The sequence below is a fragment of the Deltaproteobacteria bacterium CG11_big_fil_rev_8_21_14_0_20_42_23 genome, assembly GCA_002796345.1.
Lineage (GTDB): Bacteria > UBA10199 > UBA10199 > 2-02-FULL-44-16 > 2-02-FULL-44-16 > 1-14-0-20-42-23.
On record PCXC01000007.1, the window covers coordinates 45,022 to 69,148 of the forward strand.

24 protein-coding genes are annotated in these 24,127 nt (G+C 40.5%); all 24 read right to left on the reverse strand.

Features of this window, described 5'->3' with window-relative positions:
• Window positions 1-3 precede the first annotated feature (3 nt).
• Entirely contained in the window at window positions 4-1,020 is a 1,017-nt protein-coding gene (locus COV43_00755; GenBank protein ID PIR26657.1) for a hypothetical protein, read from the reverse strand.
• Window positions 941-1,636 carry a GlcNAc-PI de-N-acetylase gene (locus COV43_00760; protein PIR26658.1) on the reverse strand — a complete coding sequence of 232 codons (696 nt, stop codon included), beginning with the start codon at window positions 1,634-1,636 and terminating at the stop codon, window positions 941-943. Before COV43_00760 ends, COV43_00755 begins: the two co-directional genes overlap by 80 nt.
• 20 nt (window positions 1,637-1,656) lie before the next feature.
• On the reverse strand, window positions 1,657-2,400 hold the full coding sequence (locus COV43_00765) for an inositol monophosphatase (protein PIR26752.1): 744 nt from the start codon (window positions 2,398-2,400) through the stop codon (window positions 1,657-1,659).
• Between the two features lie 13 nt (window positions 2,401-2,413).
• On the reverse strand, window positions 2,414-3,310 hold the full coding sequence (locus COV43_00770) for an NADH(P)-binding protein (protein PIR26753.1): 897 nt from the start codon (window positions 3,308-3,310) through the stop codon (window positions 2,414-2,416).
• Entirely contained in the window at window positions 3,295-4,341 is a 1,047-nt protein-coding gene (locus COV43_00775; GenBank protein PIR26659.1) for an N-acetylneuraminate synthase, read from the reverse strand. Before COV43_00775 ends, COV43_00770 begins: the two co-directional genes overlap by 16 nt.
• Window positions 4,338-5,288 (reverse strand): ATP-dependent carboxylate-amine ligase, encoded by a 951-nt coding sequence (locus tag COV43_00780; protein PIR26660.1) that lies wholly within the window; start codon window positions 5,286-5,288, stop codon window positions 4,338-4,340. Before COV43_00780 ends, COV43_00775 begins: the two co-directional genes overlap by 4 nt.
• A gap of 29 nt (window positions 5,289-5,317) precedes the next feature.
• Window positions 5,318-6,436: a hypothetical protein gene (locus COV43_00785; protein ID PIR26661.1), complete on the reverse strand. Its 1,119-nt coding sequence runs from the start codon at window positions 6,434-6,436 to the stop codon at window positions 5,318-5,320.
• A complete protein-coding gene (gene pseF / locus COV43_00790; GenBank protein ID PIR26662.1) occupies window positions 6,433-7,134 on the reverse strand; it encodes a pseudaminic acid cytidylyltransferase in 702 nt (233 codons plus the stop codon). The genes COV43_00785 and pseF overlap by 4 nt, the downstream gene beginning before the upstream one ends.
• Window positions 7,131-8,285 carry a UDP-4-amino-4,6-dideoxy-N-acetyl-beta-L-altrosamine transaminase gene (gene pseC / locus COV43_00795; protein PIR26663.1) on the reverse strand — a complete coding sequence of 385 codons (1,155 nt, stop codon included), beginning with the start codon at window positions 8,283-8,285 and terminating at the stop codon, window positions 7,131-7,133. The genes pseF and pseC overlap by 4 nt, the downstream gene beginning before the upstream one ends.
• On the reverse strand, window positions 8,282-9,283 hold the full coding sequence (gene pseB, locus COV43_00800; protein PIR26664.1) for a UDP-N-acetylglucosamine 4,6-dehydratase (inverting): 1,002 nt from the start codon (window positions 9,281-9,283) through the stop codon (window positions 8,282-8,284). The genes pseC and pseB overlap by 4 nt, the downstream gene beginning before the upstream one ends.
• 14 nt (window positions 9,284-9,297) lie before the next feature.
• Window positions 9,298-11,103 carry a hypothetical protein gene (locus tag COV43_00805; protein PIR26665.1) on the reverse strand — a complete coding sequence of 602 codons (1,806 nt, stop codon included), beginning with the start codon at window positions 11,101-11,103 and terminating at the stop codon, window positions 9,298-9,300.
• An 86-nt stretch (window positions 11,104-11,189) separates the two neighbouring features.
• Window positions 11,190-11,606, reverse strand: coding sequence for a hypothetical protein (locus COV43_00810; GenBank protein ID PIR26666.1), 417 nt, complete (start codon window positions 11,604-11,606; stop codon window positions 11,190-11,192).
• A 47-nt stretch (window positions 11,607-11,653) separates the two neighbouring features.
• The gene (locus COV43_00815) at window positions 11,654-12,541 is read right to left on the reverse strand and encodes a hypothetical protein (protein ID PIR26667.1); all 888 of its coding nucleotides are present in this window, start codon (window positions 12,539-12,541) and stop codon (window positions 11,654-11,656) included.
• Window positions 12,541-13,500, reverse strand: a complete 960-nt coding sequence (locus COV43_00820) for a hypothetical protein (protein ID PIR26668.1) — start codon at window positions 13,498-13,500, stop codon at window positions 12,541-12,543. Before COV43_00820 ends, COV43_00815 begins: the two co-directional genes overlap by 1 nt.
• A gap of 94 nt (window positions 13,501-13,594) precedes the next feature.
• Window positions 13,595-15,352 carry an ABC transporter ATP-binding protein gene (locus tag COV43_00825; GenBank protein PIR26669.1) on the reverse strand — a complete coding sequence of 586 codons (1,758 nt, stop codon included), beginning with the start codon at window positions 15,350-15,352 and terminating at the stop codon, window positions 13,595-13,597.
• A 63-nt stretch (window positions 15,353-15,415) separates the two neighbouring features.
• Window positions 15,416-16,693, reverse strand: coding sequence for a glycosyltransferase, TIGR04372 family protein (locus COV43_00830; protein PIR26670.1), 1,278 nt, complete (start codon window positions 16,691-16,693; stop codon window positions 15,416-15,418).
• 52 nt (window positions 16,694-16,745) lie between these two features.
• Window positions 16,746-17,849, reverse strand: coding sequence for a transcriptional regulator (locus COV43_00835; GenBank protein ID PIR26671.1), 1,104 nt, complete (start codon window positions 17,847-17,849; stop codon window positions 16,746-16,748).
• 12 nt (window positions 17,850-17,861) lie between these two features.
• Window positions 17,862-18,965: a cell wall biogenesis protein gene (locus COV43_00840; GenBank protein ID PIR26672.1), complete on the reverse strand. Its 1,104-nt coding sequence runs from the start codon at window positions 18,963-18,965 to the stop codon at window positions 17,862-17,864.
• The gene (locus tag COV43_00845) at window positions 18,962-19,405 is read right to left on the reverse strand and encodes a hypothetical protein (protein PIR26673.1); all 444 of its coding nucleotides are present in this window, start codon (window positions 19,403-19,405) and stop codon (window positions 18,962-18,964) included. The genes COV43_00840 and COV43_00845 overlap by 4 nt, the downstream gene beginning before the upstream one ends.
• Window positions 19,406-19,469: 64 nt before the next feature.
• Complete coding sequence (locus tag COV43_00850; protein ID PIR26674.1) at window positions 19,470-20,555, reverse strand: alpha-ketoacid dehydrogenase subunit beta; 1,086 nt, start codon at window positions 20,553-20,555, stop codon at window positions 19,470-19,472.
• A 59-nt stretch (window positions 20,556-20,614) separates the two neighbouring features.
• Window positions 20,615-21,553, reverse strand: coding sequence for an acetoin dehydrogenase (locus COV43_00855; GenBank protein ID PIR26675.1), 939 nt, complete (start codon window positions 21,551-21,553; stop codon window positions 20,615-20,617).
• Window positions 21,554-21,697: 144 nt separating this feature from the next.
• Entirely contained in the window at window positions 21,698-22,543 is an 846-nt protein-coding gene (locus tag COV43_00860) for a hypothetical protein (GenBank protein ID PIR26676.1), read from the reverse strand.
• A 9-nt stretch (window positions 22,544-22,552) separates the two neighbouring features.
• Window positions 22,553-23,245: a methyltransferase gene (locus COV43_00865; GenBank protein PIR26677.1), complete on the reverse strand. Its 693-nt coding sequence runs from the start codon at window positions 23,243-23,245 to the stop codon at window positions 22,553-22,555.
• Complete coding sequence (locus COV43_00870) at window positions 23,238-24,125, reverse strand: NAD-dependent dehydratase (protein ID PIR26678.1); 888 nt, start codon at window positions 24,123-24,125, stop codon at window positions 23,238-23,240. Before COV43_00870 ends, COV43_00865 begins: the two co-directional genes overlap by 8 nt.
• Window positions 24,126-24,127 lie beyond the last annotated feature (2 nt).

Consider the following 24,127-nt stretch of genomic DNA (forward strand, 5'->3'; position numbering starts at 1 on the left):
AGCTTAAACTTTTCTGAGTTTGAAAAAAGCAGCATGAAAATTTCCTGTAGATAAGATACATGTTTCACCAATTGACTCATGCTTTGTAAAATATGAAGCAATATTTTCGTGGATTGTAGCGCGGGTACGCTGCTCAATAATAAGCGCAAAGGTATTATTCAAGGATTGCTCATCAATAATAATGATACTCTTTTTTGATATTCGAACAAATTCATCAATGATCTTTTGATGTATATCTTTTGTCATTTGAATTGTCGAAGCAAGCAATGTTGAAAAAACTCCACAGACAATAATGTGATCAACCGATTTAGCTTTAAATGATCTCAAAAAATCGAAATCAAGAATACTTCCCTGTACGAGAGATTTATCAGCACTTTCTTCTATTCCTACTTGCGCAATGCGAAGGCAGCGCTTGTCAAAATCAAAACCAGTGTATGATGAACGAGGATACTTCTTAACAATGAATTTTAGATTTTGTCCTTTTCCACAGCCTGCATCCAAAAAACTTTCGCCATCTTTATAAGCAATCGTCATAGGATAAGCATCTAAGAACAACTGTAGCCTGCTCTCTAATTTTTTAAATTGCTCGACGCACTCTTGTTTAGAAAGATTATCTAAATTTATATAGCCTCTGCCATTTTGTGCGTAATGGGCAAGATTTCGTTTTTCATATAATTGAAGTCCATTTTCGGTACTAGCTTGCTTCCAAACATTTCTTAAAGTACGCCAAAAATACGAATGGAAGGCAAACAATGATCCAACCACAGAGGGCCGTCCAACAATTGGATTATTAAGAGCCATTAAAAACATCTGGTCCTTTTTCCAGATGCCGATTCGGAGAGGCAAGCATGCAAATACAAGAAATATCGGCCTCAATTTCGCTGAGACGTTGTCGCCGAAATTTTTTAGTTTTATTTTCATTGTTTCATTTGTTCTCAATTTAAAGAAGCTTTCTTCCAAGAATGAAAGCTTCTGCAGCTTCCACACCCACTGTAGCTCCACGCCATTTGGCCAAAGCATCTATTGCCACCAGTGATCTTGGATGCGGGAATGCTCGCAATTCATTTTCATAGGCCTTCATGGCCGCAATTTTAATTTTTAAGGTGGCTGAAATATCCACAAAAAAGTTTGGTAAAAAAGGTGTTGCTGAACCTGGCGGGCTCCATTCTGTCGAAGACGGCACTTCAAAAAAAAGAAGTTCTTGTACTGAGCATTCAGGTTGTGGTCGACAAGCAGCAAGCACCGCCTCATGAACAATACGATGATCAATATTCACATCACCAGCATGGTGAGTAAAAACTGTTGAAGGTTGATACCTCTCAATGAAATTTTCAATTTGCTTAACTACGTCTAACAACTCTAAACCATCAAGGCGATTATCTGGTAGGTTTAAATGATCCACTGATGCACAACCCATAATCTTGCAAGCAGCTTGAGCTGCTGCATTACGCAGAACAATCAGGCTCTCGCCAAGAAATTGTTCTTTCGCCGCGACTCTCGATCCTTCTCCATCCGCCATCAAAAGCACATGCACTGAGCGACCTTCATTTGCAAAGCGAGCAATAGTTCCACCGCAACCAAGCACTTCGTCATCCGGATGAGCTGCAACAATAAGAATGCTCTTTTGATTTTTCATTTCTTTTAACCTCTCATAAACTACATATAGCTTGTAAGCATTGTTTGAATTTCTCGAAGTAATGTCGGTGATGAAGCAACCACCAGTCCATTTTTTTCAAATCCACCCTGATATTCAAAACTTTCCCCTGTAAACTGAGTGAGCACGCCACCAGCTTCTTGCAACACAAGGTGTGGTGCTGCAACATCCCAATCTCTCAAAGGCACATCCTTGACAAAAATATCAGCACTTCCTTCAGCAACGAGACATATTTTCAATCCGATGCTGCCACTTTCAACATAATTCACACAGTTTAAATCATGAAATAAGCGCTTTGTGATACCATTAGGTTGAGGATAATTATCAATCAGTGTCATTTCCCGAGAATTGAATAATTTAACGGATATCGGTCTTCCATTAACAGTTGCTCCATTGCCTTGTTCTGCAACATAGAGTCGTTCAAGTGCCGGAGCATAAACCGATGCCAAGCAGGGTTTCCCACCCTTAATCCATGCAGCTTGACAAACAAACCCATCAAAACCTTGAGCAAAGCTGGCCGTACCATCTATAGGATCGATCAGCCAATACTGAGACGGCCGGTCATGAGATTGAGATGAGATATCTTCTTCGCTAACAATGGGCATATTCGAGATTTTTGACAGTTCTTTCCTCAGATATTCATCAGCAATCAAATCAGCTGCTGCTTTAAACTGTGTCCCCTCCCACTTGCCATCTATAAGTCCCTGCTTGCGGCACTCTAGAATTTTGGTTCCTACCCTTTGCATAGCCAGGCCCAGCCTATCTTTCACCTGAACCTCCTGAAGATTGAAAACCAAATTCACGACGAACAACACCAACAAACTCAAGCAATCGTTGCTGAAAACTAATATCGATTAAACCATAGCAAGCTTTAAGTCGCTTCAAGCACATTGAAAAGTTTTTTACTTTTATTAAGGGAGGCTTCCAATCAATATCGCAGTAAGCGGCAATTTGTTTCACTGCGGAAAAGATATCAAATTCACTGTTATATCCCACATTTATAACCTGAGCAGAAGAAGAGTTAGTATTTGTAAGAGTGGCCCTTAGAAAATATTCCGCAGCATCTTCTACAGCCATTGCAGCCCAAAGTTCAGTGGGAGTAAGAAGTTCAAATGTTTCATGTGTAACAAACGACCTAGTAGCATTGTACAATAGTCCTGAGCGTCTAGGCAAACCAAACAAACCTGGAAGACGTAGAACTACATCACCAGGGAAACGTCTATTCAAAAGAATTTGCTCAGCAAACCATTTTCCCTTTGCATATCCAGAATGAGGAAGGCAAGCATCTTCTTCACGAACCGGAAAATTTGTAACTGCATCATAAACGGTCATCGATGACGCCAATATAATTCGACAACGAGCATACTCTGCGATATTTTTCACCATTGAGATACTCGCCTCAGCCGTTTGTTCATCATTGTAATGAGAAGGAAATTTTGGAACCTTTGCTGCGCAATGAATAATGATAGAAGGTTTAATCTGATCCATCAGCCTACAAACGGCTCTACGATCGGTGAGGTCACACGCTTTACCAAACTTTCCGCTAAAACTTGTAGGAATATATGGAACCCCGTGTTTTCGCAGTTTTTCCAACACATGGCTACCTAGATAGCCTGAAGCTCCTGTCACTAAAACATTTTCTAAATCATGTCCCATGTAATCCATTGATCCTCTTCAATATCTGAACAAGCTCTTCGTCCCACTACCGTATCCAGAAGATAAGGCTGTATTCCCAAACCAGGACGTTTAACCATAATCATTTCTGATGTAATAACTTCACCTTTGGGAATACGATATTTAGCATGAAGGCTTCGTCTCCCCTTTTCAAACATTTCCATTTCTTCTAAACGCGGTCCAGTTTTTGCTCCATCTCCCATTGCAGCTTCAATCTCTCTCAATCGTTGCATCATTTGCTTAAATGATTTTGGCTCCATAGCAAATGAGTGGTCAGGGCCTGGTAAATTTTTGTCTAAGGTAAAGTGTTTTTCGATTACGCAGGCACCCAATGCAACAGCAGCAAGACACACATGATCACCTTCCGTATGATCAGAATAACCTGTAAGCACACCAAAAGTATCACGCATAACTCCAATAGCATTCAAATTACTCAAGTTTGCCGGCGCTGGATAAAGGGAAGTACACTGTAACAAAATAATTTTCTCGTTGCCAACTTCTCGACATGAGTCAACAGCACGTTGTATATCCATCCAGTCGGCAAGACCTGTAGAGAGAATAATGGGACGGCCTCTTTTTGCCATATCACGAACAAGTCCCAGATCGTTGAGATCGAAAGAGGCAACTTTGAATGCATGCATTCCAAGTTCATAGAGTTCATTAATCGCTTCGGCATCGCAAGGAGAGGATAAGAAGACAAGATTACGGCTTTCGGAATACTCCTTGAGTGGGGCATGCCAACTTCGATTCAACTCGAGAGTTTTTATCAGTTCAAATGTATTGCAATGATTCAAATATGAAAATCCTGGGGTATGTTTTGAATAATGTGTTTGAGCGCGAAAAGTCTGGAATTTTACAGCGTCAGCTCCAGCATCAGCAGCAGCATCGATCATTTGCTTCGCCAAATCAAAATCATGATTATGGTTTGAGCCAATTTCCGCAATGACAAAACAGGGATGCTTGTCGCCAATCCATTTCCCCGGTGCTATTTCACAATTAAGAGGCTGTCTCATTTTAACTCCTCAATAAATTCATTGTGCCAAGATCTTCTCAATCCGAAACCATTACGAAAGGGCAATAAATCATTCTCTTTATAATTTTTATTCTTTTTGTTCCCAAGATAGACATCGATAAAATCCACACCAGCAGCCAACGCCAAACATGAAGTTGTTGAGATACGTGGATTGATTTCAAACGGTTTTACATCACCGTTCTTAGTTTTTATAAGTTGAATATTGTAACAACCGAAAACAGGATTGGCTGTATGAATCGCCACGCACGCAGATATTACTTTTTCATCATGATCTGTCATCGCTCGTATGGTGATCCCTTTTTTGATCTCAACTTTAACAGGCACTACCGCACGCAGCTGTCCATCTCGATCTGCTGCTATCATAACGGTGTATTCCTGCCCCTGAAGCAACTCTTGAACAATAAAATCTTCTGGCTGACGACGCGAGATAATCACATGCGCCTGCAACTCCTCTTTGGAATGAACAATGGCAACTCCACGTGAACCGCGTCCCTGCCGTGGTTTAGCAATACATGGGAATAAAACATTTTGATGTTCAAACAATAGTTCAGTCTTTGGAACTGGTAATTTATATTTTTGTAATAAAGAGTTCGAGGTGAGTTTATCTAGATGTGTTTTGATAAACGCCATCGATGGTAACATGACTTCGCATTGCATATCATCACGTGCATGCGCAATCGCGACCAATTCTTCATCAACACCGGGGATCAGGAGGTCCACATCAAGTTTACAACACAGCTTGCACACTTCATCCACAAATGAAGGATCAGAAGCAAAAGGAATTTTGTGCCAAGAACTAAGAGGAATGAAATGAGGTTTAGCATTATAGTCCGCATCAGCAAAGTGAACCTTATAACGCCCGCTCAACAATCGCAATAGCGCCTCAGCACCTGCTCCGCCACCACCTGTAAAAAGCAATTTTTTCATTTATATTTTTCCTTAGTGCAATGCCCACATCAAAAAACACCCCGATAGATCATCACTGCCCGCCCCTTGTCATACTCTGCTTCAAAACCCAAAGATTCGAAAATTCTTCGTGATGAAAGATTACCGAGTTTTACCTGTCCAAATATTCTAACCCCAGGAATTTCGGTGCAAAGTTTCTTAATAGCTGTTTCTAACAAGAGACGTCCCAAGCCACGGCCACGATATAGAGGAGTAAGGCTATAATCGACTTCCCAATTCTCTTCTTTACAGTCAAATCGCACCTGTCCAATTGCAATGGCATCTGGTGTTTCGATAATATAGAGACGACATTCCTCGAGATGAGATAAAATAGCGTGAAACCATTTGTGGTGGGTTTCCTTTGAAATCTTCGCTGGTGAGAAAGCATTGCTCCGAGTGACAGGATCGTTTGCCCAGATTAAGAGCAACTCTTCATCTTTTGGGGTAACAAGTCTGGCACAAAAGGAGGTGTTTGTTGTTATCTCCAAATCTATATGCGTCAGTCTATTTCCATACTCATAAACACCTTTTCGAATCTGCTCGATACCCTGCTGCTCTCTAGCGATACGCCTTTTAAGATACTCACTACTGTATTCTTTTTTTATTTTCTTTTCCCATACTTGAGGAAAAGTTTTAATTAAGACATCTTCAGCAGCGACGAAGTCAAAAACATACTGGCTATTAAAGTGTGCAAATTTATCTTCTATCATTAATTGAACACGAGGAAGTGAGTAGCGGTTAATAACAAAAGTAAGTTTAGTGACACCTAGTTCCTTTGTCATTCTCTCAACTTCTACGAGTTCCTGGTAGGTTGAACCTGAGACCCATTCTAGTTGGATGAGATTTAGAGGAACTCCTTCAGCTATGAGTTCATCGCGAAGAATTTCTGCAAGCAAGGGACGTTTATTCGAAGTACCTTCAGCAATATCTTTTCCCTTTCCCCCACCAGTTATGATGAAAGTATTGAGATTTTCCTTAACTAGGATTGCTGCAGCAAGGATTCGTAACTTTCCTCCAGGAGCACCAAGTTTATCGTCCTCTTCAGAAAGATCAGTGCTAACCCATTTCCCCGATTGATTTTGTTTGATGCCCGCTGCTAGCAAAATTATTGCATGGGAATATGTATTCACTTTCTAGTATCCTCTGCCTGCAGTACCTTCCACATCATTTGCGCACGATCCCAATCTTCCGGAGTATCTATATCTTGAACACGCCATCTCGGAAGAAGAACTGGAGTAGAATGAGGAGCAAAAATAGTTTTTTTTTCTCTCCACACAGATGGTCGTCCCCAGTAAAACTGGCCTGCATCATGCAGTGCGATAGGCAAGTCCTGGGAGCGAGTTAAAAAATGTTCTGGGAAAACCATTTCAATGCTACCCTCTTCATTTTTTTGGAATGAACGAAAAATAGGTGAAGAAAAATCTGTTGCAGTAAATGTATATGCCCACTCACCAGACTCTAGTATTTCCAAACCTCGCTTGAGATCGTCTACTTGTATAAAAGGTGCTGTGGGATAAATGCAACAAACTGCATTGAGGTTAAATTCTTGATCCAAAGCCCATTGCGTTGCATGGGCAACAACTTCAGCAGTTCCTATATGGTCATCGGAAAGTTCAGGTGGGCGAATGAACGGCACTTCCGCTCCGTATTTTTTTGCCACCTCAGCAATTTCGCTACTATCAGTAGAAACAATAACATGATCAAACAAACTCGATTTTTTGGCAACCTCAATTGACCACGCAATTATTGGTTTACCGCAAAAATCTTTAATATTTTTGAAAGGGATACGTTTACTTCCACCTCTAGCTGGTATGACAGCAATTCTCATAAGATTTTCTCCAAAGCACTTATAACCTGATTTTGCTGTTGTTCCGTCATTGTTGGGTACAGCGGCAATGTAATCGCAGTCGCACCATGTTTTTCAGCTTCTGGATACTGGCCATGAGAAAAACCAAGTTCTCGATAATAGGGCTGCAGATGCACTGGTATGTAGTGAAGATTTACACCAATGCCACTTTTCCTCATCTCTTCAAAAACTTGGAGATGTGATTTGGATATCGCTTTCTCCTTTAAGCGAACCACGTAGAGATGGTGGGCGGACTGGTTTTCCGGCTTAACGTTTGGCAATTGTAATGGGAAATTTTCTAATATGTGGTTATAACGATGAGCCAAAAAGGTGCGACGTTTTACGTAGTCGTCTAACCTTTCGAGTTGGCACCTCCCAAGTGCAGCCTGAATATCAGTCATACGATAATTGAATCCAAGCATTTGTTGTTCGTAATACCAAGACCCACGGTCTGCTTGCAAAAACCGGTTTGATTCACGTGTGATACCGTGAGTACGCAGCATATTCATTCTCTCGGCTAATTCTTCATCGTTTGTCAGCGACATACCACCTTCACCCGTTGTGATAATCTTAACTGGATGAAAACTAAACACCGTAATATCAGACCAACGACAACTTCCCACCAACTCCCCATTTCTCGAGGCTCCAATAGAATGTGAGGCATCTTCCAATACTCGAAAACCAAACTCATGGGAGAGCTCCCATATAGCTTCTTGATCGGTAGGTTGGCCAGAAAAATGAACGGGTACGACTACTGTTGGGAGTTTTTTTTCCTTTTTGGCTTGAACAAGTTTTTCCTGAAGTTTTGGTACACTCATGTTCCATGTTAGTGGATCAATATCAATAAAATCAACCTCGGCACCGCAGTAACGCCCACAATTAGCCGATGCAACAAAGGTGTTTGGAACTGTCCAGAGTCTATCCCCTTCCCCAAGACCTAATGCGAGACAAGCAATGTGCAAAGCCGAAGTGGCGCTGTTGACAGCAACGGCATGCTTGACTCCCACTTTTTCTGAAATAGCTTTCTCGAAAACGGGAATTGCAGGGCCTTGCGTCAGGAAGTCTGAGCGTAAAATTTTTACGACAGCGTCAACATCAATTTGTGTAATGTCCTGGCGACCGTACGGAATCATTGAATACCTGAAAGATGGTTAAAAGTGATAATTTCCTCAATGGTCAAAAATGATTGATTTTTTCCAGAATGAAACTCAAAACCCTGCTCGACCAACTTCCCTATCTCGCCAAGCTTATTTATGGAAAAATCCACAATATTTGAAAATTGAATTGTGGGCTTGATAACAAAGTGATCGGAAAATTCAAGCGTTAGATGAGAATCATCAGCTGGACACATAATTTCATGAAGTTTTTCACCAGGACGTATGCCCACTATTTTTTGATCAACATCAGGAGCCATTGCTCTCGCTAAATCAATTATATTCACTGATGGAATTTTTGGAACAAAAATCTCACCACCTTGCATACGACCAAAATTCTTTAGGACAAAATCAACTCCCTGCTGCAACGTAATCCAGAAGCGTGTCATGCGTGGGTCAGTAATCGGGAGGTACAAACATCCGTCAGCAATACATTTTTTAAAAAATGGCACCACCGAACCGCGAGAACCCACAACGTTTCCATAGCGAACTACTGAGAATCTTGTTTTTTGTCTTCCCGCAACATTATTGGCAGCCACGAATAACTTATCAGACACAAGTTTGGTGGCACCATATAAATTAATAGGGTTTGCTGCTTTATCGGTAGAAAGCGCAATCACCTTTTCCACATTATTTATGAGTGATGCTTGAATCACATTTTCTGCCCCATGAATATTTGTTTTAATACACTCCATAGGATTATACTCCGCTGCGGGTACCTGCTTAAGTGCGGCAGCATGAATCACATAATCAACACCATTCATCGCCTGGATAAGACGATCCTGATCACGAACATCTCCAATAAAGTAACGCATGCATTCCTGACAAAAGTCTTGTTGCATTTCAAATTGCTTAAGTTCATCACGAGAATAGACTATCAGTCTTCTTGGCTTGTAGTTTTCCAACAAAGTTTTGGTGTACTGCTTTCCAAAAGAACCGGTTCCACCAGTAATGAGTATAGATTTATTATTAAACATTTTTTTCTCCGAATTTATATTCTGATATATTCAAATGAGATCTGTTTTTCTTTCAACAACTGTCTCACGCCAACTTCTTCCTGAGAAGTTGTCACGAGAATATCTGGTGAAGAAATGCCAGTCAGATCAAGAATTACAGGAACAATATCCACATTTTTCTTATAGGTGAGCATTCCCTTTTCATTTAGTTCTGTCAGCGCAGAATATTCTCTTACTTTGCCTTTGTAAGCCAAACCACTCATGAGGTTGGGGCTAATCGGGCTTCTATCACGAGCAACCATTACAACAGGATTTAACTGAACACCTTCTTGCCCAGCATAAAGCGTCAAAAAAATTGAATGATAGTTTCTGTTCGTAATATAATCTAATCCTATCGGCGTTATTGGTGCTTCCGAAAATTTATTTACATCGACAAAAATAATTCGTCGAGATCCACTTTTATGATCTTTACTTTGAGTTTGAAGTTTATCTGCAATTTGTCTGGCAACGTTTGCGTATTGAGCGTGTTGCTGAAAATGGCTCACGAAAAGATAGCCATGGCGATCAACATTTTTCGCGCGGTCAGTCCAGTTTTTTTCTGTTTCTGGTCCATGCTTTTCCCAACTCGACGCAAACACTTGGCTTCTAAATCGTGAATGCTCTTCAAGCAAGTTAAACACAAGGCCGCTAAATACTACAATGATGCAGAGCGCTCCAGCACATTTGGCATACTTCCCAATCCGTCCAATATTGAAGTTCGCAAGCCAATACAGAAATGCTGCTACAAGCATATGCAATGGGAATAAACAAAAATACATTCTATGGTCGCTTAATGTTGCAAGAAAACCGCTGGAATTATTCACCACACTTGATGAAAGAAGTGGTATCGAAAATACAGCCAATATTACCAAGAGACTCGCCCAAGGCTTGGTAAATAATATTCCTCTACGTCTTAGAGAAGCTAGAGTCACAACTAAACCTAGAATCGCAAAGGGAACAACAAACCAATTCAGTAAGGGATAACGAAAATCAGCAAGAATATAGGATGAAAAAGGAGAATGAAAATTCCCAATAAAACCAAATATCGATTCTACAAATATTGCTATGTTGGTCTTGAGCATTGTTACAAACCCAGGTCCGCCCGCCGAAATAGCTGTGAGCGTCATGGTCTCTGCATTCTTTGGAAAAAGAAAGGAAGAAAATCGTAAAACTGAAATTAAATTTCTGTAGTCAAGTAGAGCTAATAAGAACAAGGAGATTACAACTGAATATCCGCCTAATACCCAGACACCGCGCCATATAGTATCACTTCCGGGATTTTTTTTGAGTCGCCAATATACACTTACAAACCAGATAGCCACCAACATAACTGCAAAAATACGCGCAGGACCATAATGAAGCGAAACAAATGCCATCGCAAAAGCAAGTCCAATCCACGTTTTCAAATTCCAATATTGAATCTCGAGAGCCTGCAATCGCTCAACTACAAAAAGAAGCGCGGCACCACTCACAGCCACAACGATCATCATATGTTCGTACTGAAAAAACATCTGATTTCCAGCCAAAAGTGCTGTGGCTCCAATTGCAGGCCAAGGTCCAAACCATCTTCTACAGATTCTAAAAAAAAGCAGTAACGATACAAACCCAAAAAAAAAGGATGGAATTCGAAATGTCAAAAAGTTCAATGGTAAATGAAAAGCGTGAATAATGAGTCTCGCTATCTCAAGCGATGCATATCCTTGTCCTCCAATATTCGCCCTAGGTGCAATAAGAAAACTTAGTGGCACATCAACAGGTCCAAAGGTATGATAGAAAGTAAGACTTTCCCACAGGCCCAACAAATTCGCCCCTGGGAGGAGAGCAACTAACAGAACTGGAATCAATAACAAATAAGGTATTGATTTCCATGATAGTATATTCGATTTTATTATTTTTCCAAACAAAGAGAAATTCCTAATTTTGACAAAACTTTTTCACTATGAGTACCAGCTTTTCCGCCAAGGATATAAGTTTCCACTCTGGATTGCACAGATGGAAACGCAATCAGCAAAAGCATTGAGGTCAGACATACAACAAAAAGATATCCAACGAACACTTTTGCAAAAAATGGAAAATATTTTGTGATCCATCGAGTCACTTTTGGAAGTGGATCAAAGCGATGAGCTGGCGGTGGTAAAGAAATTTTTTGTTTCTCATAAGTTAGTAGAACATTTTCCTCGGCTTGCAAAGCACGTAAGAGAGCCTCCTGGGGAGTGGCACCTTTTTCCACAACACAGATTTCAGCAATACTTGCAACGAACTCATCAGTATTCCGTATTATGTGAATTGCATAATTATATTTCATATCAAACTCCACACATTGCTAAGAAATTTAAAGATGCAATTATATTTCTAAGCTTTTTTTCTGGCATAAACTGTCATGATATCAAAAAGATTAAGGGGGATATTTAATTGAGATAGTGGCGATCGATCAAGTGCATTTGCCCCCCTTCGTACAAGACGCCATGGAAAAATTGTAAAGAGCTTGTAACTAATATAGGAAAGAGAATACACCTCCGAATGATAAGCAATTTTCAACACTTCAAAGCCCTCTTTTTCCAAGTAGGCACGAATAACTTCGGGGGAGAAATAAAAAACATGATGACGCGGAGTCATCAAATGCCAATTACGTCCACTCAGCTTGGACATTATGGAGTTAATATTTCCCGTGCTCGCAACTATAAGCCCACCTGGTTTAAGCATGCGCTGTATAGATTTAAAATCGTGAGCTGGATCAACTGAGTGTTCGATGTAATCCCACATGGTAATGACATCATAAGTCATTGGCTGATCATCAAAATCTTGAAACTTACCAACCCAAACATCTAACCCAAGTTTTTTTTGAGCCAATTGAGCCATAGTGGATGAATATTCAACACCTCTCACCGTCCAACCAAGTTGACGTGCCTCATCCATAAAAAAACCTGAAGCACTTCCAACATCAAGTAAGCGACCTACACCATTACAATGTTGACCAATACGGCCTAAGCGACGACGAAAGTTTGAGCGCAAAAATCGTTCATCTTTTTGATAATCTTGATAACCTTGACCCTGAGTATCACCAAGTTCACTAAAAAAATATGAGTCTGAGTAGATTAAATCCAATTCTTTATTGTCAGGAATCGTACCTCGAAAAATGAGTCCACAGGTCGAACAACGAAGAACTGGATAAGTATCCTTAACATAGAGACAACTCTGTCTATCATCAACTTCAGTTCCGCAAAGGTTGCAAACAGCCATTATTTCTCCCAGGAATTATTACTATTTTTTTGAATTATGAACAGAGGTAGATCTTTTGAAAATACTAAGCGACGAAAATAACTGGCAAGTATACCCAAACAAATAAGCTGAAGACAACTCATGATGATCACGGTTAAAATCAAACTTGTCCATCCCTGCATCAAAACATCATTTGAAGCTCTCGAGATAAGAATAAAAATCACATAAAAAAAGGAAAAAGCAAGCCCAACGGTTCCCAAAAAGGTAATGCTCTTCAACGGAAGACTTGAAAATCTGATAATGCTCATGATTGCTAATTCCACATTCTTAGCGAAGGTAAAGCGACTCTTTCTTCCTTTTTGCAGATGTTGTTCATAGGACAAGGAACCTTTCTTACAAGGTAACCATGAGGCGAAAACACGGAGCGAACCAACATGGGGTAAATATTGATAGAGCGAATGAATTGCGCCAGCATCCCACAATCTAAAATCTGCTTGGCCAGGAACAAGAGATAATCCCGTCATCTTAGCAGTAAGGCGATAGAATATTTTTGAAAGAGTCTTTTTTAAATAACCTAAACCCGCAGCTGGTTTCCTAATTGTATTTACCAAAAGGCATTTCTCGTTTCTCCATTTTTCAATGAGAGAAGGAACCAGTTCGATGGGATGCTCTAGGTCACAATCCATAGTAATAATTGCCTGTGGCCACTTTCCGGCATTCATCAATCCAGCAACAAGAGCTGCTTGATGTCCAAAATTAGCTGTAAAGGAAATATAAGAAATACAATCTACATGTTTCGTTGAAAAGTCATTAAGAAGAGAGCTCGTATTATCAATTGAACCATCATCGATAACAAGAAGACGAAGATCAGTATGTTCACTAATGGTCGCACGTAATCTTAAAAAAGCAGCAACAAAGTCGGGCAACATTTTTGATTCATTAAACGCAGGAGAAATAATTAATACCCGACTAATACTCATAGCACTTCCTTTAGATTTTTGTTTTAACAGTTCCGTATACTATTAATACTTCACTTAACTTACCAGGGGGGAAATGTTTCAATCATTCGTTTAGTTAAGTTAAAACTTCTTCTATTACTATGTTTTGTTGCACTTGAATCATTTGAGAAAAAATTCCAATTGTTTTCTGGCGTAGGTCAACATAGCTGCCCTCTTCAATAACATGTCCCTCTCGTAAAACATAAACATAATCCGCTTTCGCAATAGTTGATAAACGATGAGCAATAATGAGTACCGTTGTATTTTTTGCCAATGCATCAATAGATTCTTGGATCAATCGTTCTGATTCAGAATCGAGAGCACTGGTGGCTTCATCCAAAATCAACAACTCGGGCTTAAGAAGAAGTGCTCGAGCCAGTGCAATGCGCTGTCTTTGTCCACCTGATAAACGCGCCCCACGATCACCGACTATGGTATCAATACCCTGAGGTAATTCCTTCACAAAAGTTTCTGCATTCGCCATACGACAAGCTTTCCATAAATCATCTTCACTTCCTTCAGGGTAAGACCACAACAAATTATCACGGATTGATGTGTGAAACAGTAAAGGCTCTTGTGGCACATATCCTACACGCTCACGAAAGCTATTTTGCTTCCACTCACTAAAAGGAATTCCATCTAATAAAACTTCACCTTGTTTTGGAATCTGCAAACCTAGCACAAGATCAGTAATGGTAGATTTTCCAGATCCAGACTCACCAACTAAAGCAGTCATCTTCCCTTTACGAATTGTCAAATTGACATCTTGTAATGTTTTCTGACGGCCCGGGTAGATAAACGTTACATTCTTCAATTCCAATCCACTTTTTAGTCGAGTGAAAAGCCTATCCCCTTCAACTTCTTCAAGACTTTTCGCTTGCTCTCGAAGCGAAACCAACTGTTCATAACTTGGGAGAAATGTATTTATACTCACACTGGAAGACATCAACTGTCCCAAGATGGGCAATGCTCGAAGAAGACTCCAAAGTAAGGCTGCCATTTCAGCAATGGGGCTTCCAAGATGGAGCGCTACTCCTAAGGCAACAATTGCAGATAAGATTCCTATGGGCTGATAGAGCAACCCTACACCAGTCTCCAAAGTTTGAGAACGTAATGTAACATGAACATGTTGATCAAAGACCTGCAAAAAACGCTTTCTAGACTGTGCTTGACGGCCAAATCCCAAAATAAGTCGAGCTGCCGACAAAATTTCAGTTATCGCTCCCATCATCACATTGGCAGTTTCAGTATTCTGCTGTCCCAGACGATATCCCACTTTTTGTAATAAGAAAAAAGGCAAGCCCAACAAGAGTGCTATACCCAAAGCCGTAAGCGTCATTGTTGCATTTAGCCATAATGGAACAGAAAAATAGATACAAAGCTGTACTACTCTCGCAAGCTGTGTAGCCATGTGCCCCAGGGTATCACCAATGTTTTGAAGCTCTTTATTAAGAGTATTCAATAATCTTCCTTGGTCTGTCCCACTGAAGAATTCCCAGCGCGCTTTCAAAAAGGTAGTTAATGCACCACCATACAGGCCTCGAACTACAGCATACTTTATATGTAAAATGAAATATCTCGCAACAACACTCAGTAAGCCCATGATCAGATTAGACAAGACAAACAACAGTCCAAAAAACCAAAAGCTTGGGTGTATATTCAAAGGCCCCATGACTCCTAACAACACTTGAGTTAGTCGACTGGGTGCTGCAAGAGTTGGGTCTAACAGAAAATCGGCCAGAGGCACCATGGCAAGAACTGCCGCTGCCGCAACAATCCCTTCGACCACCAAAATGAGAAACAACACGACAAAGTGTCGAGGGTAACTCGTCATGAATTCCCTGAAAATAGCAACAATACTAGATCGTCTCGTCAATCTTATGTCCTCTCATTCAAATCACTCTAACCAATCCTGTTTTTCACGTAGAAATTGGGCACCATAACGAGCACAAATTTTTCCATGAAGCGGCCTGCACCCATCCTTAGCATCCACTGGAAAAATTTTCCAAAAACGCCGTTGCAAATCATCATCATTTTGTTCAGGTTTCCAGACACCTTTCAAGCGCTCTAGCATTTCAATCACAAGTGATTTAATTTCCTCGGGCGTGTTTTCAATGACCTCAATACCTTGAGCTTGATAGTCAGAAGTTGTTCCAAAAAAACCAACTCCACGGCTAAATATTTCTTTGAAAGTAAGAAATCGCTGCTCTGATACTAATTTATATTTTTTACATATCCCCACAGTGTTTTTTAGAAAAGTTGCAAAATATCCAATAGGCACCATGTTTACATAGGCTATTGGTCTTCTAAACACCTGAGGGATTGCATCAAAACCAGTACCGACACTAATACAAAACAAGCACTTTGCACCAAGGTAAACATCCATAAAATCATCCCGCATTCCATTGGTGGCATAATCAATTACTTTTGGATGACTCGAGTGAATAGGTTCTTTAACTACTGCGCCCATGCGAATCACATAGTAGCCAAGATTTGCAAGTGCTTCTGCCGCCAAAACATAATTCTGAACATCAACATCCCGATAATCGTGATAATCCCATTGACCAGGAAGTTCTGTATTTAAATACGCACTATCCCTGGCAATCAAACAAATGAATTCAGCATCTGAAGGAATGCCCATTATTCGCAAACCTTCTTTCCCACGAAGTTCTTCTTTCGCTGTAAAACTAAGATGTGGAGGAATGCGTTCGTACAGATTATATACATCCCGATCATAAGAAGTATTTTCTCCGATCTCGTGAATTAATCCCCCCGGAAAAAAGCTGTTCAGTATAAAGACTGGCCTCAATAACCAAGATGGCCAAACCCTCAAACAGCGCCCCAACATAAGTGCCAACTGTTTGTTGGCTGGCTTATAGGCATGATAATACAAGTTTATATGACATTCTTTTGGGACATTAATTCCCGCATCACGCTCACAAAGATGTACTTCTGTGTTAAGCGCAATATGCCCAATTCTGGAACTGTACAATGGCATTATTCTGATAAGTAACCAGCGCCGAAAAAGACGCATGAAAAGAAAAAATGGTAAGGTCAGAGGCAAAACAAAAAGAAATTGAAGTATTTGGTATAATTTGCGCAACAACATTTTCTGTCCACCATGATAACTTTTTTTATATTGGTGCAATATCAATATAAAGTTCAAAAATTTCATAACTTAATGATCTCGTTAAGCATCATCCATTCAACGCTAAATCCATTACAAATTAACTGTAAAATTCGCACATAACTGACACCATATAGTCAACTTGTTCCTCAGTAATATATTGGTGTGCAGGTAATGTAACAATCTCTCCCGCTTGCCGTTCACAAACAGGAAAATCTCCAGTTTTATAACCAAGCTCTTCTGCAGCCTTTTGCAAGTGAAGAGGAACGGGATAATGAATTTTTGCCTCTATCCCCTTAGAGATGAGGTAAGGAAGAAGCTCTTCTCGTCTCTTAGCTCCAATTTGGTAGAGTTGATACACTTCACGGTTTGTTTGCGGCCGAAGAGGAACCTGAATTCTCCCCTCTAATTGTTTCAATCCTTCATCCAATCGAGAAGCGTTTCTATTACGAGCCCTAATTGAATCTTCAATTTCATCTAATACGCGGCTGGCAATCACAGCCTGGATAGGCTGCAGGCGTGAATTAATTCCCCACATGGAGTTGTGATCTCTGTCAACCATACCATGGTTTTGATAGATGCGAATAAACTCAGCAACACTGTCATCATTGGTTGCAATAAGTCCACCATCTCCCATCACGTTAAGAGGTTTTAAGGGATGCATACTAAATGCGTTCACCTTTCCAAACGTCCCAGCAAATTTCCCATTTATTGTGGCTCCGGTTGCTGGACAAGCATCTTCAACGACGTCCAAACCATATTTTTGTGCAATGTCCAAAACTGCTTCGATATCAGGAGAGCATCCAGCCCAATGAACGGGAAGAATCGCCTTTGTCTTTGAAGAAATTGCTGCTTCAATCTTTTCAGCATCAATTTGATAACGTTCATTACAATCAACAAAAACAGGACATGCACCAATAGCAACAATTGAACCTACTGTCGCATAGAACGTATTGGGAACTGTGATAACTTCGTCACCCGCTTTGAGCCCCAATGATTTAAGAGAAAGGATTAATGCATCCGTTCCATTTGAGGTACCTATCACATGTTTCGCACCAATATATGAAGCAAACTTTTTTTCAAATGCTTCTACAAAAGGTCCAAAGGTAAACTCACCCGAAGCTATCAATGGACGAAGGTCTTCGAAGTAGACCTCCATCGGATTTGAAAATTGTTCTTTAAGATAAGAGTATTGCACTTTCATATTCACCTTCGCTTATGTGTAAAAGTTAGAAATTAATTCAACAACGCGATCTTGCTGAGTTTCAGATAAATTTGAATGCAAAGGAAGACTCAATATTTTGCTTACATGTTTCATAGTTTTGGGGAAATCAGATGCTGAGTATCCTAAACTTTTTGCTGCAGGTTGCAAATGAATCGGTGTCTCATAATGTATCAGAGCTTCAACTCCATGTTCATTTAAATATTGTTTAAGTTCATTACGTCTTTCCGCTTTTATCACATACGTTTGGAAAACACACCGTTCACCAAGGCCTTCATTTGGAACCTCAACATAGGGATGCAAGAGATCATTATAGCGGAAAGCCAGTTTTCGCCTTGCTTCTGTCCATTCATCGAGATATCGCAATTGTATGCGAAGCATTGCGGCATGCATCGAATCCAATCTACTATTAAAACTCCAAAAATCACATTGTTCTCGATTTGCCAATCCATGATTGCGAAGTCTTGGCAGCAAGGCGATCAGATCAGGATCTTGACTCGTAATCATTCCTCCATCACCAAATGCGTGTAGGTTTTTGAGTGGGTGTAAACTGAAACATGCAGCATGCCCCCAACTTCCAACGCGTTTGCCATCGAGCGATGCGCCCACAGCCTGAGCCGCATCTTCCAATACAAAAAGATTTCGTTTTTGCGCTATCGCAAGAATGTCATTCATCTTTGCTGGTCGACCCGTCAGATGAACTGGGATAATAGCACGAGTACGATCTGTAATAGCATCTTCCAAACGCTGTGGATCCATATTTCCATCGTCACCTATATCTACAAAAACTGGTTTAGCACCAGCAAGTGCAATAGGCGAAACCGTTGCAATAAATGAGTTTGGAACAGTGATAACCTCATCACCGGGAACAAGACCAATTCCCCTGAGAACCAAGTGCAAAGCAGAAGTTCCATTAGAAACTCCAAATGCAAATTTCGCTTGGCAATATTCCGCAAATTCATGTTCAAAGCCTTCCACCTCAGGTCCTAGTATGTAACGTCCACTGTCAAGAACCCCTTCCACAGCAGACATAAGTTCAGCTTTATGTTGGGCAACTTCTGTAGACAAAGCGGAATAGGATATAGTATAGCTTGTCATAGTAATGAACTTTCTCCTCTCGTAATTGAGCTTGCAGTTAAAAAGGCTGCATCCCAGGTTTTAATAAGATACTCCGGAATCGGATAATTCACAGCATTGGAGCGTTCGATAAAAGCCAATGCTTGTCCTTCGTAACAAGCAACTGATTGAATTCCATCATACCAACACCAAAAAAACGTAAGTGTATACTGAGCCCAACCTTCGACTACATCTTCAAAAGACATCAAAAACTGTAAATCAACTGCATCATACCCCGTTTCCTCACGCAGCTCCCGACGCGCACAGTCAATTGCTGTTTCACCTGGCTCGGAGTGACCCCCTGGAGGAACCCACATACCCGCATTTCGAAGACCTACTTTTTCATCCCGATGTTGTAATAATGCAGCCCCATCATGACGCAAGAGCAGCACAGCCGACACCCCATCATCCACAACTTGTATCCAATTTTTTGTAAAACCAGTATACCTTCATGTTCTTCCTGCATTCTTTTTTAGAAAAAAGGAATTAAAACGGCCCCTTAAAAAAAGCATCCGGCACATCAATCGCGAGTCCCCCACGCTGGACAATCAGTTCACTTATCACAGCTTCGATATCGGATTTATCAAGCCCCAACATGTGTTGTATGTTACGTAATATGGAAATTGAGTCTGGATAGAAGTTTTGAATAAGTCCCCGCGAACTTGGTGTAGGATGATCTGGAAGTCCCATCCTCATTGGAGCAACTTTGAGTTCTGAAAAACAATGGTCCACAACACTCGAAACAATCTCAGAACCAACACCATATTGTTTGAATCCAGTATCTATTGTCAGCAAACGTCCCGTCTGTTGTACAGATTCAAATATTCTGTCAAGCTTAAGCGGTCGTAATACGCGCAGATCAAAGACGGATGCTGAATATCCCAGAGTTTCAAGCGCTTTGGCTGCACGTACGGCCTCCAAGGTCATGTATGACGTGGCTACAATAGTTAAATCCTTACCAGGATGCACCTTTCGAGGCCCATCTATAGGCTCTACATAATATCCTTCCGGAACATGCCCATTCACGTAATGACACCAACGATGTTCAATAACAATTACTGGATTTTCATCTTCCACGGCTGCAATGATCAACCCTTTTGCATCATCTGGATAGGTCGGCATGATTACTTTTAGGCCTGGAAAATGAGAAAATATTGCTTCGATACTTTGGGAATGTTCGGGTCCTTGCCCCCAGCCGCGCCCCACTATCAAGCGAATAACCATGGGGACTTTATGTTTCCCATTGCTCACATAATGAGCCTTTGCCGCATTGTTCACAATTTGTTCTATCGCCAACAATGCAAACTCTACTCGATGAAAGCTGATTACAGGCCGTTTTCCCATCATCGCCGAACCAATAGCCACACCACATAATCCGTTTTCTGATAATGGCATTTCAATCATGCGCTTAGAATCAATATGTTTTCCAATATCTGCCGTGGTACCAAATACAGATGATGGATCAGTTAGTCCTTCAGCCATGAATAAGACAGAAGCATCACGCACAGCAGCTTCAGTTAGCCCCTCTCTGATAGCATTGCCAAAACTCATTATTCGTTTTTGTTCTGTCATCCGAAACAGCCCTCCTTCAAAATTCAATAAACAATATTATTTTTTCTTTAACTCTACATTCAAACATATACGTGAGTCTGAGCCTGAGACGATTCTGGCAATGGTGCAGATTTCGCGAATTCAAATGCACTATCAATTTCTTTTTTGAATTCAAGTACCAAAGATTCTTCATACTCAGCTGATAACAAGTTAAGGTCCTGTAGCTTTACTTTGCAATTATCAATTGGACAACGCAAACGCCATTCTTGAAATTCTGCCTCATCACGATATCCAATGTTATTATCAAAATCAGTACCGCAATGTGCGCGCCATCTATAGGTGTCAAATAACAAAAAAGTTGGACCATTACCATTTCGTGCGTGCAACACTGCTTCTCGGCTTGCATTGAAAACAGCACTCACATCATTGCCATCAGCGGACGCAAACTTCATCCCATGGGCAAGAGCAAGATCAACAAGCTTTCGTGGTGGCTGTCGATCTTTTAACGGTGTGTACACTGAAAAAAAATTATTCTCACAAACAAAGAGTACTGGTAACTTATGCAAGCTTGCAAAGTTGGCACTTTCATGAAAAACACCCTCTTCAACGGAACCATCACCAAAAAAAGCAACACTCACATTCTGGTTTCCATCAATATGATCTGAAAGAGCTGTTCCAACTGCAAGAGGAATGGAACTCCCAACAATTGGCACGCTCGCAATAAGACCTTTGGCATGATCAGCAAGATGCATAGAACCTCCACGCCCTCCCATACAACCTTCAGCCTTACCATAAATCTCTGCTAACATAGCCTTTAGATTTCCATCCATCGCAAGATAATGTGCATGACAACGATGAGTACTAAATACTCGGTCTGTATGTTTTAGATTATGACATACACCAACTGCCGCTGCTTCTTGACCAATGGAAAGATGAACAGGACAACGCATTTCCTGCTCTGCATAACGTTCAACTATACCCTCTTCGATCATTCGAATTCTGAGCATTTTACGATACATTGGCAACAGATGTTCCCGCTGAATTGTTGATAAATTATTCAAACCAACCTCCTTGTTATTTAAATCCATACCTTTGGCTTTATCCATCTCAAAAAATATTTGTATGGAGCTACATACGTTTTGAGTAATTTTAACAACAAAGAACTACCTATAGCTCTTTATTGCAGTTTCCAATTCTGTAAAACGAAATTCTGGAAAGCTTGAAATTAATTTACTATTATCAAATACAAGATCAAAAGTTCGATTGTTATTACTAGATTTCACAACGATTTCAGCATCGAGGTTCAACACCAGCTTTATACATTTTGCAATGTCTAAAATTGATCGACTTTTCCCTGAGGCAACATTGACTAAACCATGGTACTGCTTGCAAATACATAACCATATCAATGCACACACATCATCAACACAAACATAATCTCTCAAATTTTTTTCATTCCCAGTTATTTCAATACGCGCATCTGTTATAGAATTAGAAATCATCTTTCCAATCACACTCTTATCATTGCAAGCATTTCCAAAAATTCCTGGTATCCTTAGAATAGCAATTGGGCAATTCAATAGTTCAGTAGAAGTAAGTATCCATTCGCAAGTATACTTTGCAAGTCCGTACCAAGTGTCTGGCTCGATTTTTGTTTGCTCAGATATGGGGAGTATCGGTTTATTTCCGTAGACATCTACTGAACTCAGATAAACAATTGAACGAATATTTTTACTTACTCCTGCTTGAATCAGATTGTTTACTAAAGAAATATTATTTAAGTATGATTGATAATTATTCGAGTCATCCTTCTTAATGACAGCTAAGAATACAATTGTCACGGAATGACCACTTAGAGTACTAAAGAACGCATTCACTTCCTTTAAATTTCGAAAATCACAATCTTTTGAAGAAAGCAAAACAACTTCACAGTCTCTTGTTCGAAGAGATTCAGTTAAATAGCTTCCTATATAACTATTTTTTCCGACAACAATAATTTTATTTGTCACAAAAAAACCTCAACGAAATTTCGTTTCGTCCCATGTCGTCCACTCAGGATCCACCTCAAGAATAGTCCAATAGTAGTCTCCTCTATAATCAGCTTCCTTCAATAATTGTATCCATTGTTCGGGAGTTCCATGTGTTTTTGCTGTAAGTACCCAGTCAAGAAAAACTTCCTTTTCTCTTTCCGTACGATATGCGTCCACTTGAACATAACCATGCCGAGGTGCAACCCGTTGCATTTCGTGGATGGCTTTGACACAATCGGCACGGTCAAGATTATGTACAGTATTGATTGAGAGTGCTGCAGTGAAGCTATCATCTGGAAATGGCAGGTAATCAGCACTACCAAGTTGCAAACGGCCAACAACTTCAGGTTCACAGTGCATTAAGGCGTAAGACGAGATGTCCAATCCATAGGCATCAATGCCTAATGCACAGAGATCCTTCACAAGAAAACCTTTAGCACATCCAATATCGAGCACTCGATCACCTGGCTTCAATCCAAAATGGTTGATAATGTCTTTGGCTACCGGTTGCCAGCGACCATCATAATGATAACCACCATACCCATATTCGCGAGGACCATCGAAATACATTTCACCATACTCCCTCGAAATACGTATATGTTCATCAGTCTTTGCAGCCTCTCTGGACTTGACGTTGCGCTTACCTTTTGGCAATGATTTGAGTAGTTCAATTTCAGCCATCATGAAACTCCTGACTTTGGCTCAAGGCCAAACCAATATCTAAGGGAGTATAATTGAAATCCGGAAAAACTTGGGTAGTCAAGGCAACATCAAAAGCGCGATAACCACCATGAGGCATCAGACCTACTCTAGGAGTAGTTATTATTTCCACAGATTTGGAAGAGATCGCAATAACCTTCTTAGCAAGATCCCAAAATGAAATAAGCTCACCTGTTGCAATATTTAAAACACCTTCACTTCTTGAACATATGCACTTTGTGGCAATCTCTGCTACATCATCAATATAAACATGATCGCGTCGTTCTTCACCTTCACCAAAAAGAATAATATCTTCCCCTTGATGGGCGAGACGTCGAAAACGATTCGGCCCATAACCATTATGTGGATCGTTCGCACCATAAATTAAAGTTGGGCGAAGAATGCACAACGATCCCTTGTAAGCATCAGCCAACATAGTTTCTCTGGCAAGATGCATAACACCATGCAAGCTCGTTGGTTGTGCACAGGAAGTTTCATTTAATGGAGTGCTTGCATCCGCATAAACCGCATCAGAACTTATATAGGTAACATGCTCCACAGGATTTGAGCTTAACGCGTCACACACCACAGCCATCATACGTAAATTGTCGATAAGCATGGCAGAATTTTTTGTAGGAGCCTGAGCCGAAATCACAACAAGAGCATCATTTTTTCGTAACATCAGTTTCAGTTGCTCAACTGCATTTTCAGCAAGGAGATCAATATCCTTGCGTACCAGAGCAACAACTTGCGCATTGCGTCTACGAAAACTTTTTGTAATAGCACTTCCAACAAAACCACCTGCACCAATAATAACAACACGTTCAGGTAAAATCTGCGATGAAAGATTATTTTTGAGCATAA

What these genes read in the sequence shown, in the direction of transcription:
- COV43_00755 (PIR26657.1), bottom strand. Translation starts at nt 1,020, where the DNA reads ATGCTTTGGCCAAATGGCGTGGAGCTACAGTGGGTGTGGAAGCTGCAG.
- COV43_00760 (PIR26658.1), bottom strand. Translation starts at nt 1,636, where the DNA reads ATGAAAAATCAAAAGAGCATTCTTATTGTTGCAGCTCATCCGGATGAC.
- COV43_00765 (PIR26752.1), bottom strand. Translation starts at nt 2,400, where the DNA reads ATGCAAAGGGTAGGAACCAAAATTCTAGAGTGCCGCAAGCAGGGACTT.
- COV43_00770 (PIR26753.1), bottom strand. Translation starts at nt 3,310, where the DNA reads ATGGGACATGATTTAGAAAATGTTTTAGTGACAGGAGCTTCAGGCTAT.
- COV43_00775 (PIR26659.1), bottom strand. Translation starts at nt 4,341, where the DNA reads ATGAGACAGCCTCTTAATTGTGAAATAGCACCGGGGAAATGGATTGGC.
- COV43_00780 (PIR26660.1), bottom strand. Translation starts at nt 5,288, where the DNA reads ATGAAAAAATTGCTTTTTACAGGTGGTGGCGGAGCAGGTGCTGAGGCG.
- pseF (PIR26662.1), bottom strand. Translation starts at nt 7,134, where the DNA reads ATGAGAATTGCTGTCATACCAGCTAGAGGTGGAAGTAAACGTATCCCT.
- pseC (PIR26663.1), bottom strand. Translation starts at nt 8,285, where the DNA reads ATGATTCCGTACGGTCGCCAGGACATTACACAAATTGATGTTGACGCT.
- pseB (PIR26664.1), bottom strand. Translation starts at nt 9,283, where the DNA reads ATGTTTAATAATAAATCTATACTCATTACTGGTGGAACCGGTTCTTTT.
- COV43_00810 (PIR26666.1), bottom strand. Translation starts at nt 11,606, where the DNA reads ATGAAATATAATTATGCAATTCACATAATACGGAATACTGATGAGTTC.
- COV43_00815 (PIR26667.1), bottom strand. Translation starts at nt 12,541, where the DNA reads ATGGCTGTTTGCAACCTTTGCGGAACTGAAGTTGATGATAGACAGAGT.
- COV43_00820 (PIR26668.1), bottom strand. Translation starts at nt 13,500, where the DNA reads ATGAGTATTAGTCGGGTATTAATTATTTCTCCTGCGTTTAATGAATCA.
- COV43_00825 (PIR26669.1), bottom strand. Translation starts at nt 15,352, where the DNA reads ATGACGAGTTACCCTCGACACTTTGTCGTGTTGTTTCTCATTTTGGTG.
- COV43_00830 (PIR26670.1), bottom strand. Translation starts at nt 16,693, where the DNA reads ATGAAATTTTTGAACTTTATATTGATATTGCACCAATATAAAAAAAGT.
- COV43_00835 (PIR26671.1), bottom strand. Translation starts at nt 17,849, where the DNA reads ATGAAAGTGCAATACTCTTATCTTAAAGAACAATTTTCAAATCCGATG.
- COV43_00840 (PIR26672.1), bottom strand. Translation starts at nt 18,965, where the DNA reads ATGACAAGCTATACTATATCCTATTCCGCTTTGTCTACAGAAGTTGCC.
- COV43_00850 (PIR26674.1), bottom strand. Translation starts at nt 20,555, where the DNA reads ATGACAGAACAAAAACGAATAATGAGTTTTGGCAATGCTATCAGAGAG.
- COV43_00855 (PIR26675.1), bottom strand. Translation starts at nt 21,553, where the DNA reads ATGTATCGTAAAATGCTCAGAATTCGAATGATCGAAGAGGGTATAGTT.
- COV43_00865 (PIR26677.1), bottom strand. Translation starts at nt 23,245, where the DNA reads ATGGCTGAAATTGAACTACTCAAATCATTGCCAAAAGGTAAGCGCAAC.
- COV43_00870 (PIR26678.1), bottom strand. Translation starts at nt 24,125, where the DNA reads ATGCTCAAAAATAATCTTTCATCGCAGATTTTACCTGAACGTGTTGTT.